Origin of the sequence: Phenylobacterium sp. (assembly GCF_036723115.1) — a bacterium.
Taxonomy (GTDB): Bacteria; Pseudomonadota; Alphaproteobacteria; order Caulobacterales; family Caulobacteraceae; genus Phenylobacterium.
This window is the reverse complement of the sequence record NZ_DAIMHV010000076.1, coordinates 1-13973: the sequence shown is the minus strand read 5'-3', so window position 1 is coordinate 13973 and position 13973 is coordinate 1. Positions and strand designations below refer to the sequence as shown.

Here is a 13973-nt window from a genome sequence, read left to right as displayed (position 1 = left end):
CTCCTGGTCCGGGGCGAAGGTCTGAGCCTCGTCGTCCGGCTCGAACCGGAAGATCACAGGCTCGCTGCGTTCGGCGCGCGCGACGGTCTGCCCTCGCCGCACGAGCGCGGCGAGGGCCAGGCTCACCCCCAGCAGCCCCAGCGCCAGGGCCACGCCCGTTCGCACGGATTCAAAAGCCGAGAGTTCAATCGGGGGGAGACGTCCCTCCAGCCCGGCCGGCTGCAGGACGGCGATGGCCAGGCCCATCAGCCCCAGGCCCAGCACCAGTCCCGCCACACGACCCAGCATCCGCTCCCCCCGACCGCCGTCGTTTCGGTAAGGCCAAGCTTGCGGGGAGGGCTGACGGGGCCTCAACCACGCGCAACCTGCGGGGGAGCCCGACGCCCGGCCGGCGCCTGGAAAATGGGCAGGCGCCTCTAGATCAGCCAGCTCAAAGGGCGGGGATAGACCTCGCCCTTGGCCAGATAGACCACGCCCACCACGCAGCGGAGCACGAACCACAGCCCCACCGCGCCCATGATGAAGGCGCCCAGGACCACCACCGGAATGCCCACCAGCACCAGCGACAGGGGAATCCCCACCAGCACCAGGGCGCCGCCGATCACGAACCACCAGATGGACAGCCAGAAGGTGCGGATCAGGAAGGTGTAGTGCGAGGCCATCATCGGACCAGCCGTGGCGCGATTGGCATAGGCGATGATCAGTCCAATGAAGATCGTCAGAATGTTGGCGATGCCGATCAGGTAGAGACCATAGACCACGGCGGGCATGGTGCGGTCTTCGGGCTGAACGGCGGGCGTGGCGACTTCGCTCATCTGGCGGGCTCCATGGATCTTGCGGGCTCGGCGATCGGTCTGATCCTGGCCCCAATCGCCCCGACCTGCACCTTAATTCGCGTTTATCCGACGCGTTCCATCCCGCGCGGCGCCGCGATCCAGCCAGGGCCACACGGCCAGGGCCAGGATCAGGGCGAAGGTCAGCCGCGCGGCCAGGGCCAGACCCAGGGCCAGGGCGCCCATGGCCGCGGCGGCGAAGAGGATGGCCACCGCGCCCGAGGCGCTGAGGGCGATGATCCAGACGACGGCGTCGCGCCAGCCCGCCGCCCCGCGAGCCGCGACCTGGAGCCGGGGCGCCCTGGCCGCCCCCTGCGCCGCCAGGGCCTGGGTCAGGGCCGTGAAGCTCTCACGGCGGTCTTCGGTGGCGAGGCCGGAGGCGAAGCTGCCCGCGGGAATGCGCACCCGCCCGCGGCGGAAGGCGGCCACGGCCAGGCCCTGGCTGACGTCGATCCGGCGAAGCTCGGCCAGCGGCAGGCGGCGCGTCTTGCGGCCGCGGGTCTCGATCAGAACGCCGTCGTCCAGCCTCCACTCCGTCTCCGGCGACAGGGGCGAGAGGCGGGCGCGGTGGACGAGGCTCATGGGGGTCAGGTCCGGACCAGCACGACCTCGACCCCGGCGCTGGCGGCGTGGGGGGCCAGGGCCTGGGGCTTGTCCACCCGCACCCGGGCGCGGCTGACCCTGGGATCGACCAGGCAGGCCTGGGCCACGGCCTCGGCGAAGGTCTCCACCAGACCGATATGGCCAGAGGCCGCCAGGGTCCGGGCCGCTTCGGCCACCAGTTCGTAATTGACCGTGTCCGACAATTGGGTGGGGCTGGCGGTGGCGGCGTCCAGCTCCACGTCCAGGATCAGGGGCTGGGTGCGTCCGCGCTCATGGGCGTAGACGCCCACCTGGGCGTCCACCTTGAGGCCGGAGACGAAGATCTTGGTGGCCACCACCCGCACTGAGCCGGCGGCGTCCGGCGGCAGGGAGTCGGTGACGGGGGACAGGGCCAAGCGTTGAGCCCTCCGCTGGGGGAAAGGGGTGTCGGGCGCTCAGGCCAGATGCTGGCCTGAATCGACGGCGATCATCTGGCCTGTGACGGCCGAAGCGTCAATCAGATAGGCCAGGGCCTGACCGATCTCGGCCGGGTCCACGGGGCGGGCCAGGGGCGTGGCGGCCGCCTCCGCGGCGAAGTCGTCGGGGGTCTGGTGGATGGACTGCAGGACCGGACCTGGGCCGATGCCGTTCACGCGGATGCGCGGGGCGAGCGCCAGGGCCATCATGCGGGTGGCCTCCCAAAGCGCGGCCTTGCTGAGCGAATAGGAGAAGAATTCCGGCCGGGTGCGCAGGACGCGCTGATCCAGGATGTTGACGATCAGCCCGCGGTGGTCGCCCACGACCCGCCGGGCGAAGGCCTGGGCCAGGACCAGGGGACCGCGGAGATTGGTCTCCATGTGCAGGTCCCAGGAATGCCGGTTCATGCCGGCGAAGCTGTCATCCTCGAACACCGAGGCGCAATTGACCAGCAGGGTGGCCGCCCCAAGTTCGGCCTCCACCGCCCCGACCAGGGGCGCAGTCTCGGCCTCGTTGCGCAGATCTGCGGTGACCAGCAGGGCGCGGCGGCCCAGGGCGCGGATATCGGCGGCCGTGGTCTCGGCGTCGTCGTCGATCCGGCGGCAGTGGATGGCCACGTCATATCCGGCCTGGGCGCAGGTCAGCGCCAGGGCCTTGCCGATGCGGCGGGCGCCGCCGGTGACCAGGGCCGCGCCCCGCGCGGAATCAGGCACGGCGCTCAGCCGCTCGCCCAAGCCTGAGGGGTCAGTCGATCCGGCCGAACTCGAACATGTTAAGCGCGCCGATGGCGACGATGAAGATCAGGATGGTGAGGATGGCGGCCATGAGGGTCTCTCCGCAGAAGTCTTGTTCCGGCTTTAGCGAGGGCGGGGCCGGCCCGCAACCCGCGCCGGCCCCCCGCCATGAGCGAATAAGGCGCGCGGGTGGTTGCGGCCGGCGAAGGGCCGGGCCACCTTACAGCCCAGGCCGGCGCCAATTCCTGGCGCGAATTTCGGCGCCCGCCTGCGATTGCCGTTTCCTTGGTGAACGGCGATCACTAAAATGCCTGTTTGAAACTGCGCGGGCCGTCATGAAGCCGCGCGCCGACAAATGATTAGGGTCCAGGAGGGACGGCATGCGCGAGTACCTGAAGTTCTACATCGACGGCCAGTGGGTCGAGCCCGTCGAGCTGAAGACGCTGGACGTCATCAACCCGGCCACCGAGGCCGTCGCCGGCAAGATCGCCCTGGGGGGCGCGGCCGATGTGGACAAGGCGGTCAAGGCCGCCCGCAAGGCCTTCGCCAGCTGGTCGCGCACCAGCCGCGAGGAACGCCTGGACATCATGCAGCGCGTCCTGGCCGAGTATCAGAAGCGCTTCGGCGATCTGGCCACGGCGGTGACCGAAGAAATGGGCGCCCCGGCCTCCCTGGCCCAGCGCGCCCAGGTGCCCGCCGGCATGGGCCACCTGGCCACGGCCATCAACATCCTCAAGGACTTCAAGTTCGAGGAAGACCGCGGCACGACGATGATCGTCAAGGAGCCGATCGGCGTCTGCAGCTTCATCACGCCCTGGAACTGGCCGCTGAACCAGATCATGTGCAAGGTGGCCCCGGCGCTGGCCACCGGCTGCACCATGGTGCTGAAGCCGTCGGAAGTGGCCCCCTTCAGCGGCCAGATCTTCGCCGAGATCATGCACGAGGCGGGCGTTCCCGCCGGCGTGTTCAACATGGTCCACGGGGACGGCCTGGGCGTGGGCGTGCCGCTCTCCAGCCACCCGGAAGTGGACATGGTCTCCTTCACCGGCTCCACCCGGGCCGGCATCGAGGTGGCCAAGAACGCCGCCCCGACGGTCAAGCGCGTCCATCAGGAACTGGGCGGCAAGAGCCCCAACATCGTCCTGGACGACGACGTGTTCACCAAGAGCGTGGCCGCCGGCGTGCGTCACGTCATGAACAATTCCGGCCAGTCCTGTAACGCGCCCACCCGCATGCTGGTCCCCTCCCAGCGGATGGACGAGGCCATCGCCGTGGCCAAGGAGACCGCCAGCCAGATCACGGTGGGCGACCCCACCGGCAACGCCATGCTGGGTCCCGTGGTCTCCGAGACCCAGTTCGAGAAGATCCAGAGCCTGATCCAGAAGGGCATCGACGAAGGCGCCACCCTGGTGGCCGGCGGCGTCGGTCGTCCCGAGGGCATCGACAAGGGCTACTTCGTGAAGCCCACCGTCTTCGCCAATGTGAAGCCGGACATGACCATCTCCCGCGAGGAGATCTTCGGTCCCGTCCTGTCGATCCTCGGCTATGAGAGCGTCGATCAGGCCATCGAGATCGGCAACGACACCGAGTACGGCCTGGCGGCCTATGTGAACGGCGCCGATCTGGCCAAGGCCCGCGAAGTGGCCTCGCGCCTGCGCGCCGGCCAGGTGTCGATCAACGGCGCGTCGGACATGACCGCCCCCTTCGGCGGCTACAAGATGAGCGGCAACGGGCGCGAGTGGGGCGACTTCGCCTTCCACGAGTTCCTGGAGGTTAAGGCGGTCATGGGCTACGCGCCCAAGGAAGCCGCGGAATAGGCCGGTTCGTCTGACCCGGTTGCACGGCCCCCGGCCTCGCGCCGGGGGCCGTTTTCATGCCAGCCCCGGCCAGAGGGCGAACAGAGTTTCAAGCGAGGATGACGCCGATGATGGATCCGCATCTCCAGGCCATGGTGGACGCCCAGGCCAAGGCCGCCGAAGGACAGCCGCCGCCGCCCCTGGACGCCCTGCCGCCGGAAATGGTCCGGGTGGGTTACCGGATGCAGCGCAAGGCCAGCGACCAGAACCCGCCCCAGGCTGTGGACGTCCGCGACCTGTGGGTGGCCGGCGGCGCCGGCGAGATACCTGCCCGCCTCTATACGCCCCACGGCGCGGCGGCCGCCACCGGAGGGCTGGTCTATTTCCACGGCGGGGGCTTCGTCATCGGCGACCTGGAGAGCCATGATGGTCACTGTCGACGCCTGGCCGCCCTGGCCGGCGTGCGGGTCCTGGCGGTGGACTATCGCCTGGCGCCGGAAAATCCCTTCCCCGCGGGGCATGACGACGCCCTGGCGGCGGTGAAGTGGGCCTTCGACCACGCCGAGGATATCGGCTTCGACCGGTCCCGCATCGCGGTGGGCGGCGATTCGGCCGGCGGCAATCTGGCCGCTTCGACGGCCCTGGCCCTGAAGTCCGATCCCGAGAGAAAGGTCGCCTTCCAGCTGCTGCTCTACCCGGGCATCTGGCCGGAACAGGACACCGCCTCGCGCCAGGCCCTGGACGGGCCGATCCTGACCAAGCAGGCCATCGCCTGGTTCGACAAGTGCCTGGCGGCCCAGGGCCACCCGCAGGCGAGCCGCGCCTTTCTGGGCAAGGCCGACTGCGCGGGCGTCGCCCCGGCCCTGGTGGTCACCGCCGGCTATGATCCCCTGAAGGACGAGGGCCGGGATTACGCCCAGCGCATGGTCGCCGCCGGCGTCCGCGCCGAGCACGTGGAATATCCCGGCCTGGTGCACGACTTCTTCCTGATGTCGGACATCTCCCCGGCCGTGGGCGAGGCGGTGAAGGAGACGGCTGAGCGGCTGAAGGCGGCCATCGGCTAGATTTGAGGTCCCAACAGGTTGTCAGAAGCGGGCCGCCTCGGCCGCGACGAGGCGGCTGACCTCGGCGGTAAATGCGCTCCAGGCGTCCTGCATGGCCGGCGTCCAGTCTTCGCCGAGGGTCTCGGCGAAGGCTTCGGACATGGCCAGGTAGAAGGCGGGAAAGACCTCCGGGGGCACCCCCATGTCCGCATGGTTGTGCACTTCGCTGCGCAGCATGTTGGGGGCGAAAGTCCTGGCGCCGGCAAAGTCCAGCAGGGTTTCGACCGCCTGGGCCAGCATCTGCCCCCGCACCGCGCCCTGGGTGTCGCGGACGAACAGGGCCTCCATTTCGGGATGGCGGGCGAAGAGGCGCGCATAGACTTCCGGCGCAGGATCGGCGCTGCGCTCGGCCACGCGGTCCAGGGAGTCGATCAGGGCCTGAGCATCCATGGGTCCTGTCTAACCTAGTCCCGCCACCTTGTGAACCGCGCCGGTGAGGCGGTCGAGCTCCGCATCGGAGGTGACGAAAGGGGGGGTCAGATAGATCACCCTGCCCATGGGCCGGATCCAGCAGCCCAGGGCGGCGAACTGCTGGGACAGGGCGCCGGAGTCCAGCACGTGATCGAATTCGACCACCCCGATGGCCCCCAGGGTGCGGACATCGACCACCCCCTTGGCGTCGCGGCAGGGCGCCAGGCCCTGCGCCAGGGCGGTGTTGATCCGCGCCACCTCGCCCCGCCAGGCGCCGTCCTCGAACAGGTCCAGGGAGGCGTTGGCCGCCGCGCAGGCCAGGGGGTTGCCCATATAGGTCGGGCCATGCATCAGGGCGGCGCCTGGGTCGTCCGACCAGAAGGCCTCGAAGACCTTGCGGTTGGCCACCGCGGCCGACAGGGGCAGGGCGCCGCCGGTCAGGGCCTTGGACAGGGTGATGATGTCAGGCGTCACGCCGGCGCCCAGGCAGGCGAACAGGTCGCCGGTCCGGCCGAAGCCGGTGAAGATCTCATCGAAGATCAACAGCACCTCATGCCGGTCGGCCAGCCGCCGCAGCCGCCGCAGCACCTCGTCGTCATGCAGCAGCATGCCGCCGGCCCCCTGCACCCGCGGTTCGACGATCAGGGCGGCGATCTCCCCGCCCCGTTCGCGCAGCAGGGCGTCCAGGGCGGCCTCCGAGGCCTCATCCACCGGCAGGGCGGTGACATGCTGCGCCGGCATGACCCCGGCGAACAGGCCGTGCATGCCCTCTTCCGGGTCGCAGATGGTCATGGTGGCCAGGGTGTCCCCATGATAGCCGCCCAGGAAGCTGACGAATTTCGAGCGGCCCTGGACCCCGCGATTGATCCAGAACTGGATCGCCATCTTCATGGCGATCTCCACCGACACCGATCCGCTCTCGGCGAAGAAGACATGGTCGAGGTCGCCGGGCAGAATCTGGGCCAGCCGCCGCGCCAGGCGATAGGCGGGCTCGTGGGCCAGACCGCCGAACATCACATGGGGCGCGCGGGCCAGCTGGTCGGCCACGGCGCGGGCGATGTGAGGGTGGTTGTAGCCGTGGCAGGCGGTCCACCAGCTGGCGATGCCGTCCACCAGTTCCCGGCCGTCCTCCAGGATGATCCGCGCGCCCTCGGTGCGGGCCACCGCCAGGGGGGCGGGCGCGGTCTTCATCTGGCAGTAGGGGCGCCAGACATGGGGCGCGCCTGCGCTGAGCCAGTCGGTCAATTCAGCCTCCCGATCGATGCGTCCCCGCTTTAACCCCGCTGCGGCCTCGTGCATATCGGCGCGGTGACCGACAGTCTTTCCGCCTTCGCCCGGACCAAGCTCGACGAGTTGGAGAGCCGTCGCCTGCGGCGGCGCCTGAACCCCACCCATCGCCTGGACGGCCTCTATCTGGAGCGCGACGGGCGACGGCTGCTGTCCTTCTCGTGCAACGACTATCTCAACCTCTCGCACCACCCGCGGGTGAAGGCCGCCGCGGCCCAGGCGGTGGATCGCTACGGCGCCGGGGCCGGCGCCTCGCGGCTGGTCACCGGCGACCATCCCCTGCTGGGCGCGCTGGAGCAGGACCTGGCGGACTTCAAGGCGATGCCGGCCGCCTGTCTGTTCGGGTCGGGCTATCTGGCCAATGTGGGGACCATCCCGACGGTGGTCGGGCCGGGGGACGTGATCTTCGTGGACGCGCTCGCCCATGCCTGCATCTTCGCCGGCGCCCAGCTGTCTGGCGCTCTGGTCCAGGTCTTCGCCCATAACGACATGGCCGACCTCCAGCGGCGCCTGACCCTTAGCCGGGGGGAGGGGCGTCATGCCCTGATCGCCACCGACGGCGTCTTCTCCATGGATGGCGACATCGCGCCCCTGGACGCGCTCAGCGACCTGGCTCGCGCCCATGACGCTTGGCTGCTGGTGGACGACGCCCACGGCCTGGGCGTTCTGGCTGAGGGGCGCGGGACAGCCGCCCTGTTCCCGGAGGCCCGGATCGACCTGGCCATGGGCACCCTCTCCAAGGCCCTGGGCGGATATGGCGCCTATGTCTGCGCGTCCAAGGACGTGGTGGATCTGCTGAAGACCCGGGCGCGCAGCCTCGTCTATTCCACCGGCCTGCCGCCGGCGAGCGCGGCGGCCGCCCGCGCCGCGCTGCAGATCGTCGCCTCCAACCCGGACCTGACCGCCAAGCCCCTGCAGAAGGCGCGCCGCTTCACCGAGGCCGCGGGCCTGCCGCCGGCCCAGAGCCCCATCGTGCCGGTCATGCTGGGCGAGGCCCAGGCCGCTCTGGACGCCATGGCGCGGCTGGAGGCCGAGGGCTTCCTGGCCGTGGCCATCCGGCCGCCCACCGTGCCGGCGGGCGCCGCGCGCCTGCGCCTGGCCTTCACCGCCGCCCACCCCGACGCCGAGGTGGACCGTCTGGCCGACCTGATCCGGCCCCTGCTGGAGCCCCGCCGATGACCGCGCTCTTTGTGGCCGGCGCCCATACCGATGTGGGCAAGACCTATGTGGCCTGCGCCCTGCTGAGCGCCGCCCGCGCCAAGGGGCTGTCGGTGGCCGCCTTCAAGCCGGTGGTGAGCGGGATCTCCGCCGACGACTGGGAGGCCAGCGACCCCGGCCGCCTGATCGCCGCCATGGGGGAGCCCCTGGACGCCGCGCGACTGGAGGCCGTGTCGCCCTTGCGTTTCGCCGCAGCCCTGTCGCCCCCCATGGCCGCCCGGCGTGAGGGGGTGCGCCTGGAGCTGTCCGGGATCGTGGCGGCCTGCCGGGCGGTGATCGTGGCGGCCAGGGCCGACCTGCTGCTGGTGGAGGGCGCCGGCGGCGTCATGTCTCCCCTGGCCGAGGATGGTCTCAACCTTGACCTGATGCAGGCGCTCGGCCTGCCCGTGCTGCTGGTGGGGGGCTCCTATCTGGGGGCCATGAGCCACAACCTCACCGCCCTGTCGGTGGTGCGCGCCGCGGGGCTCAAGGTGCAGGCCCTGGCGGTCAGCCAGGACGCCTCGGCCGATGCGCCGGATTTCGACGAAACCGTCGCCGATTTGCAGAGGTTCTCCCAAGGGGTCAGGATCGTCCCCGTCCCCCGAGACGCCATCGACTGGGCCGAGAACCTGGTCTGAGGCCTCGCTCGCCAGCGCAAGGAGACCTGCGGATGCCTGTCAGTTCGCTCTATGAGCCGGACCCGCGGTTTCCCGATCTGGGCGAAGGCTTCGCCGATCCCGTGCGCGCGGCGGACTTCCCTCGCACCGACCTGCGCTACCGCAACGACCGCGCCGCCCATCTGGTGGGCCTGGATACCCTGACCGATGCGGAGTGGATCGCCCATTTCGGCCGGTTCTCGCCCCTGCCGGACAATCTCGATCCGCCGCTCGCCCTGCGCTATCACGGCCATCAGTTCCGCACCTACAATCCCGACCTGGGCGACGGGCGGGGCTTTCTGTTCGCCCAGCTCCGCGAATGCGGCTCGGGCCGGCTGCTGGACCTGGGGACCAAGGGGTCGGGTCAGACGCCCTATTCCCGCTTCGGCGACGGGCGGCTGACGCTCAAGGGCGCGGTGCGCGAGGCCCTGGCCACCGCCATGCTGGAGGCCCTGGGTGTTCCCACCTCCCGCACCTTCTCGGTGATCGAGACCGGTGAGGCGCTGGAGCGCAATGACGAGCCCAGCCCCACCCGCAGCGCCGTCCTGGTGCGCCTGCAACACAGCCACATCCGGTTCGGGACGTTTCAGCGTCATGCCTTCGAGGGGCGCGCCGACCGCATTGCGGCCCTCATCGACTATGTGATCGCCCACTATTACCCCGAACTGGAGGGCGCGGCGGACCGGCCGGCGGCCCTGCTGGAGACGGTGTGCGGGCGCATGGCCCGGACCACGGCCGCCTGGATGGCCGCGGGCTTCGTCCACGGGGTGCTCAACACCGACAATATGAACATCACGGGCGAGAGCTTCGACTACGGCCCCTATCGTTTCCTGCCGCGTAACGACCCCAATTTCGTCGCCGCCTATTTCGACCAGTCGGGCCTCTACAGCTTCGGCCGGCAGGCCGAGGCGGTGTTCTGGAATCTGCGTCAGCTGGGCGGGTGCCTGACCCTGGCCGGCGATGAGGAGAGCCTGGTGGCGGCCCTTAACCTGTTTGGCGGGGCCTATCGCGCCGAACTGGCGCGGGCGGTGCGCCGCCGCCTGGGCCTGAAGGGGCGCGGTCCGGAAACCGACGCCGCACTGGTGCAGGCGGCCTTCAAGGCCCTGGCCGAAGGGGGCGAGGCGCTCAGGTGGGAGCCCTTCTTCTTCGACTGGTTCGGCGGGGGCGAGGCCCGCGCCCTGGCCGGCCCCCGCGGGCCGATCTATGAGGGTGAGGCCTTTCAGGCCTTCCGCACCCTCCTGCGGCCCTATGCGCCCGCCAAGCCCGGCGCCGCCGATCAGCCCTACTTCCAGCGGCCGGAGCCTCAGGAACTTATCTATGACGAGATCGAAGCCATCTGGGCCAGGATCGCCGCCGATGACGGCTGGAGCGCCTTCGAGGCCAAGATGGCGTCCCTGGAAGAGGCGCGCCTGGCCTATGACCTCTATGACTGAACCGGCGGCCTGGGCCGGGCGCTCCACTGGGCCAGGGCGACGCCGCCCAGGGTGATGGCGCCCCCAAGGGCCTGGAGCGGCCCCAGGGCCTCGGCGAACAGGATCCAGCCGGCGATGGCCGCCACCAGGGGCTGGATCAGGACGACGACGGACGCCGTGGCCGGGGGCAGGCGGCCCAGCGCCCAGGCGATGGACCCCTGGCCGGCCACATGCAGCAGGCCAAGGCCTGCGCAGGCCGCCCAGCCCCCGAGGCTGCCCGGCAGGATCGGTTCGCCCAGCGCCAGGGCGGCCAGGAGCAACAGCGGGGCTCCGGTCAGGCTCGACCAGAACATGATGCGGGTGGCGGCCTCGGTGCGCCGGGCGGCGCTGACGGCGAGGAAATAGAAGGCGTACCACAGGGCGGTCAGGGCCGCGGCGGCGTTGCCCCAGCCAGGCGAAGGACCCGCCGCCCCGCCGCGCGCCGCCGCCATCAGGCCCGCTCCGCCGATGGCCAGACCCACCGCCAGCAGAAACAGCTTCCGCGGTTTCTGGGCCAGGAAGATCCAGGCGAAGGCGGTCACCACCACCGGGGTGAGATTGGTGAGCACCGTGGCGTTGGCCACCGAGGTGAGCGCGATGCCGTAGTGCCAGAACCCCAGGTCCAGGGCGAACATGGCGCCGGCGATCATGGCCAGGCGCGAAGGCGCCCCGCCGAGGCCTCCGCCGGGGGTCGAGGCGCTGCGGGCGGCGATCAGCGCCAGCAGGGGCAGGGCGAAGGCCAGCCGCCAGAAGCCCGCCGCCGCCGACCCGGTGTCCGAAAGGCGCACCAGGATGGGCACGAAGCCGATCACCACGGCGCCGAAGATCAGGACGCCCAGGGCCCGGCCGGAGGCGACGGGGGTGGAGCTCTCGGGCGTCGGCGCGGCGCTCAAAGTCCCAGCTCCCGGCGCAAGCTCTCCGGCGAGCCGCCCGCCTGACGCAGGGCGCGCAGGGTCTCGGCCCGGTCACGCTTGGCGTAACGCCGGCCGTCGGGCCCGGTCAGCAGGCGGTGGTGGCGATAGACCGGGGTGGGCAGGCCGAGCAGGGCCTGAAGCAGACGCTGCACATGGGCGGCCTCGAACAGGTCTTCGCCCCGGATCACGTGCGTCACCCCCTGCAGGGCGTCATCCACCACCACGGCCAGATGATAGGCCACCCCCACATCCTTGCGCGCCAGCACCACGTCTCCGCCCAGCGCCGGACGGGCGCGGATCTCGCCCGTCTCGCCCGCGGGACCGGAGCCCTCCTCGAGGAAGGTCAGGGGCAGGCGAGGGCCCAGGTGCTCCAGGGCGGCTGCGAGCGACAGCCGCCAGGCGAACGGCTCACCCCGGGCCAGGCGCTCCGCCTCCTCATCGGTCGGCAGAGGCGCGCCCTGATAGGCCTCCATGGGTCCGTGCGGGGCGGAGGCCATGGCCTGCGCCACCTCCTGCCGGGTGCGGAAGCAGCGATAGACGAGGTTCGCAGATCGCAGGCGCTCCAGGGCCGCCTCATAGTCGGCCATGTGCTCGGACTGCCGGCGAACCGGTTCGGGCCAACGGAGGCCGAGCCACGCCAGGTCCTCCAGGATGTGGGCCTCGAACTGCGGCCGCGAGCGGGTGGAGTCGATGTCCTCGATCCGCAGCAGGAACGTCCCGCCCGCCGCCCTGGCCGCCTCGAAGGCCAGCAGCGCCGAATAGGCGTGGCCCCGGTGCAGGTCGCCGGTGGGCGAGGGGGCGAAGCGGGTGATGAAGCTGGACACGAAGGTGTCTCTAGAGGAGGAGCGCGCCTTGCGGAATCAGCTCGTGCGCCGCGACGCGCCAACCGGGCCTCAAGCGTGACGGGTATAGACGCCCAGGTGCCCCAGGACCCCGCGGAGAAAGGCCTCCTCCCCGCCCAGGGCCGCCTTCAGGGGCTCGAACTTCTTGAAGACGCTCATCTCGGCCAGACCATGGGCCGCGCACCAGCAGGCGATGGTGGCGAGCTCCAGCCCCTCTTCGTCGGCGGGATCGGCGCCGGCCGACAGAAGCACGGTCTTCACCCGCTGATAGGCGCTCCCCTCATGCTCGTGGACGTGCTCGGGCATGTCGGCCTGGTCGCGGGAACGGTCATACATGATGCGATAGAGGTCGGGATGGGCCCGGGCGAAGCGCACATAGGCCACGCCAAGCTCCACCACCCGATCGCGCACCCCGTGGGCCTCGGCTCCGGCGGCCTGGAAGGCCTCGTCCAGCTTTTCCCAGCCCTCATGGGCGACGGCGTCCAGCAGTTCGCCCTTGTCCTTGAAGTGGTGATAGGGGGCGGCCGGGCTCACGCCGGCCTCCCGCGCCACGGCGCGCAGGGACAGCGCGCCAGGACCCTCGGCGTCGAGCAGGCGGCAGGCCGCCTCCACCAGCGCCCGGCGCAGGTCTCCATGGTGATAGGGGCGGGGCTTGGGGCTCACCGATTCTCTCATGCCAGCTATGTGTAATTGTTTATCTGAGCGGCGTAAAGATCATCTTGACGCCGCTCAGATCGGCGCTATCTTAGCGTTGTTCAAATAACGATCTCGCCCCACTCCCCTGGGGTTCCAACTGAAAGGTGTGTGTCATGTCTCTCGCTTCGATCTCGGCCGCTGAGCGCGTGTTCGACCGTCTGGCTCCGGCCCTCTTCGTGGCCCTCAGCGCCATGGTCGGCCTCGCGGTCATCGTGGCCCTGGCCTGAACGGCCTCCCAGCATCTGTCTCTCCAAAGGGGGTCCGGCCGGACCCCCTTTTTTTTGTCGGAAGTCCCCGCGAAGCTTGCCATGGAGCCGTCATAGAATCGGGCCTATGATCGGGTTGAAAGCCCGTTCCAGGCGGCTTCACACGAGATAGAGGAGTTCCGTCTTCAGTCTCTGTGCTTACCCAAATCCGCTTCTGGCTGCGGTCGGTCTGGGGATGTGTCCATGCAGGTGATCCAGCATGCGCCGTCCGGCTGGCCCGCCCTGGTGCTCAACGCCGATTACCGGCCGCTCAGCTACTATCCCCTGTCCCTCTGGCCCTGGCAGGAGGTGATCAAGGCGGTCTTCCTCGACCGGGTGGATGTGGTGTCCACCTATGACCAGGTGATCCGCTCCCCGTCCTTTTCCATGCAGCTGCCGAGCGTGGTGTCGCTCAAGAGCTATGTGACGCAGGACCGGCCCCCGGCCTTCACCCGCTTCAATCTGTTCCTGCGCGACGGCTTCGCCTGTCAGTATTGCGGATCGCCCGAGGATCTGACCTTCGACCACGTGGTGCCCCGCTCCCGCGGCGGTCGCACCAGCTGGGAGAACATCGTCACCGCCTGCGCCCGGTGCAATCTGGCCAAGGGCGGCCGCACCCCGCAGGAAGCCGGCATGCGCCCCTTCACCCCTGCGCGGCGCCCGCACGCCCAGGAGCTGCAGGAACGGGGTCGCCGCTTCCCGCCCAACTATCTCCACCAGAGCTGGCTCGACTACCTCTACTGGGACAT

The 13973-nt window shown here is 70.1% G+C and carries 16 protein-coding genes; 6 read left to right on the top strand and 10 right to left on the bottom strand.

Going from position 1 to position 13973, the window contains the following annotated elements; all coding sequences use genetic code 11:
* The 5 genes from V7D28_RS09355 to V7D28_RS09335 form a co-directional block, all read right to left on the bottom strand.
* Positions 1-288, bottom strand: a 288-nt coding sequence (locus V7D28_RS09355; protein WP_333587113.1) for a hypothetical protein, incomplete at its 3' end; no start/stop codon positions are given.
* A 128-nt stretch (positions 289-416) separates the two neighbouring features.
* On the bottom strand, positions 417-815 hold the full coding sequence (locus V7D28_RS09350; RefSeq protein ID WP_333587112.1) for a DUF4870 family protein: 399 nt from the start codon (positions 813-815) through the stop codon (positions 417-419).
* 72 nt (positions 816-887) lie between these two features.
* Entirely contained in the window at positions 888-1415 is a 528-nt protein-coding gene (locus V7D28_RS09345) for a hypothetical protein (protein WP_333587111.1), read from the bottom strand.
* 5 nt (positions 1416-1420) lie between these two features.
* Positions 1421-1831, bottom strand: a complete 411-nt coding sequence (gene folB, locus V7D28_RS09340; protein ID WP_333587110.1) for a dihydroneopterin aldolase — start codon at positions 1829-1831, stop codon at positions 1421-1423.
* A gap of 39 nt (positions 1832-1870) precedes the next feature.
* Positions 1871-2605 carry an SDR family oxidoreductase gene (locus V7D28_RS09335; RefSeq protein WP_333587109.1) on the bottom strand — a complete coding sequence of 245 codons (735 nt, stop codon included), beginning with the start codon at positions 2603-2605 and terminating at the stop codon, positions 1871-1873.
* 401 nt (positions 2606-3006) lie between these two features.
* Here V7D28_RS09335 and V7D28_RS09330 point away from each other — a divergent pair, with 401 nt between their 5' ends.
* Both V7D28_RS09330 and V7D28_RS09325 read left to right on the top strand, forming a co-directional pair.
* Entirely contained in the window at positions 3007-4443 is a 1437-nt protein-coding gene (locus V7D28_RS09330; RefSeq protein ID WP_333587108.1) for an aldehyde dehydrogenase family protein, read from the top strand.
* A gap of 110 nt (positions 4444-4553) precedes the next feature.
* Entirely contained in the window at positions 4554-5486 is a 933-nt protein-coding gene (locus V7D28_RS09325; RefSeq protein ID WP_333587107.1) for an alpha/beta hydrolase, read from the top strand.
* Positions 5487-5507: 21 nt separating this feature from the next.
* Here the strand turns inward: V7D28_RS09325 and V7D28_RS09320 are convergent, their stop codons facing one another.
* Together V7D28_RS09320 and V7D28_RS09315 are read right to left on the bottom strand one after the other, a co-directional pair.
* Complete coding sequence (locus tag V7D28_RS09320; RefSeq protein WP_333587106.1) at positions 5508-5915, bottom strand: globin; 408 nt, start codon at positions 5913-5915, stop codon at positions 5508-5510.
* Between the two features lie 9 nt (positions 5916-5924).
* Positions 5925-7127: an adenosylmethionine--8-amino-7-oxononanoate transaminase gene (locus tag V7D28_RS09315; RefSeq protein WP_442957916.1), complete on the bottom strand. Its 1203-nt coding sequence runs from the start codon at positions 7125-7127 to the stop codon at positions 5925-5927.
* Between the two features lie 108 nt (positions 7128-7235).
* Between V7D28_RS09315 and bioF the strand changes: the two genes are divergently transcribed.
* From bioF to V7D28_RS09300, 3 genes are read left to right on the top strand one after another with little or no spacing between them, the layout of a single operon-like run.
* A complete protein-coding gene (gene bioF, locus V7D28_RS09310) occupies positions 7236-8402 on the top strand; it encodes an 8-amino-7-oxononanoate synthase (RefSeq protein ID WP_333587114.1) in 1167 nt (388 codons plus the stop codon).
* Entirely contained in the window at positions 8399-9058 is a 660-nt protein-coding gene (gene bioD / locus V7D28_RS09305) for a dethiobiotin synthase (RefSeq protein ID WP_333587104.1), read from the top strand. The genes bioF and bioD overlap by 4 nt, the downstream gene beginning before the upstream one ends.
* Positions 9059-9090: 32 nt before the next feature.
* Complete coding sequence (locus tag V7D28_RS09300) at positions 9091-10509, top strand: protein adenylyltransferase SelO (protein ID WP_333587103.1); 1419 nt, start codon at positions 9091-9093, stop codon at positions 10507-10509.
* On the opposite strand, the gene V7D28_RS09295 is transcribed toward V7D28_RS09300, so the two are convergent.
* The 3 genes from V7D28_RS09295 to V7D28_RS09285 form a co-directional block, all read right to left on the bottom strand.
* The gene (locus V7D28_RS09295; protein WP_333587102.1) at positions 10500-11420 is read right to left on the bottom strand and encodes a DMT family transporter; all 921 of its coding nucleotides are present in this window, start codon (positions 11418-11420) and stop codon (positions 10500-10502) included. The two genes, V7D28_RS09300 and V7D28_RS09295, sit on opposite strands and share 10 nt — an antisense overlap.
* A complete protein-coding gene (gene gluQRS, locus V7D28_RS09290; RefSeq protein WP_333587101.1) occupies positions 11417-12265 on the bottom strand; it encodes a tRNA glutamyl-Q(34) synthetase GluQRS in 849 nt (282 codons plus the stop codon). Before gluQRS ends, V7D28_RS09295 begins: the two co-directional genes overlap by 4 nt.
* A gap of 69 nt (positions 12266-12334) precedes the next feature.
* Positions 12335-12958 (bottom strand): TetR/AcrR family transcriptional regulator, encoded by a 624-nt coding sequence (locus tag V7D28_RS09285; protein WP_442957915.1) that lies wholly within the window; start codon positions 12956-12958, stop codon positions 12335-12337.
* 470 nt (positions 12959-13428) lie between these two features.
* On the opposite strand from V7D28_RS09285, the gene V7D28_RS09280 reads away from it, so the two are divergent.
* On the top strand, positions 13429-13973 hold a 545-nt coding region (locus V7D28_RS09280), incomplete at its 3' end, for an HNH endonuclease (RefSeq protein WP_333587099.1).

Coding starts and splice junctions, on each gene's coding strand:
- bioD (WP_333587104.1), top strand. CDS start 8,399: ATGACCGCGCTCTTTGTGGCCGGCGCCCATACCGATGTGGGCAAGACC.
- V7D28_RS09285 (WP_442957915.1), bottom strand. CDS start 12,958: ATGAGAGAATCGGTGAGCCCCAAGCCCCGCCCCTATCACCATGGAGAC.
- V7D28_RS09315 (WP_442957916.1), bottom strand. CDS start 7,127: ATGAAGACCGCGCCCGCCCCCCTGGCGGTGGCCCGCACCGAGGGCGCG.
- V7D28_RS09325 (WP_333587107.1), top strand. CDS start 4,554: ATGGATCCGCATCTCCAGGCCATGGTGGACGCCCAGGCCAAGGCCGCC.
- V7D28_RS09350 (WP_333587112.1), bottom strand. CDS start 815: ATGAGCGAAGTCGCCACGCCCGCCGTTCAGCCCGAAGACCGCACCATG.
- V7D28_RS09300 (WP_333587103.1), top strand. CDS start 9,091: ATGCCTGTCAGTTCGCTCTATGAGCCGGACCCGCGGTTTCCCGATCTG.
- V7D28_RS09330 (WP_333587108.1), top strand. CDS start 3,007: ATGCGCGAGTACCTGAAGTTCTACATCGACGGCCAGTGGGTCGAGCCC.
- V7D28_RS09345 (WP_333587111.1), bottom strand. CDS start 1,415: ATGAGCCTCGTCCACCGCGCCCGCCTCTCGCCCCTGTCGCCGGAGACG.
- V7D28_RS09320 (WP_333587106.1), bottom strand. CDS start 5,915: ATGGATGCTCAGGCCCTGATCGACTCCCTGGACCGCGTGGCCGAGCGC.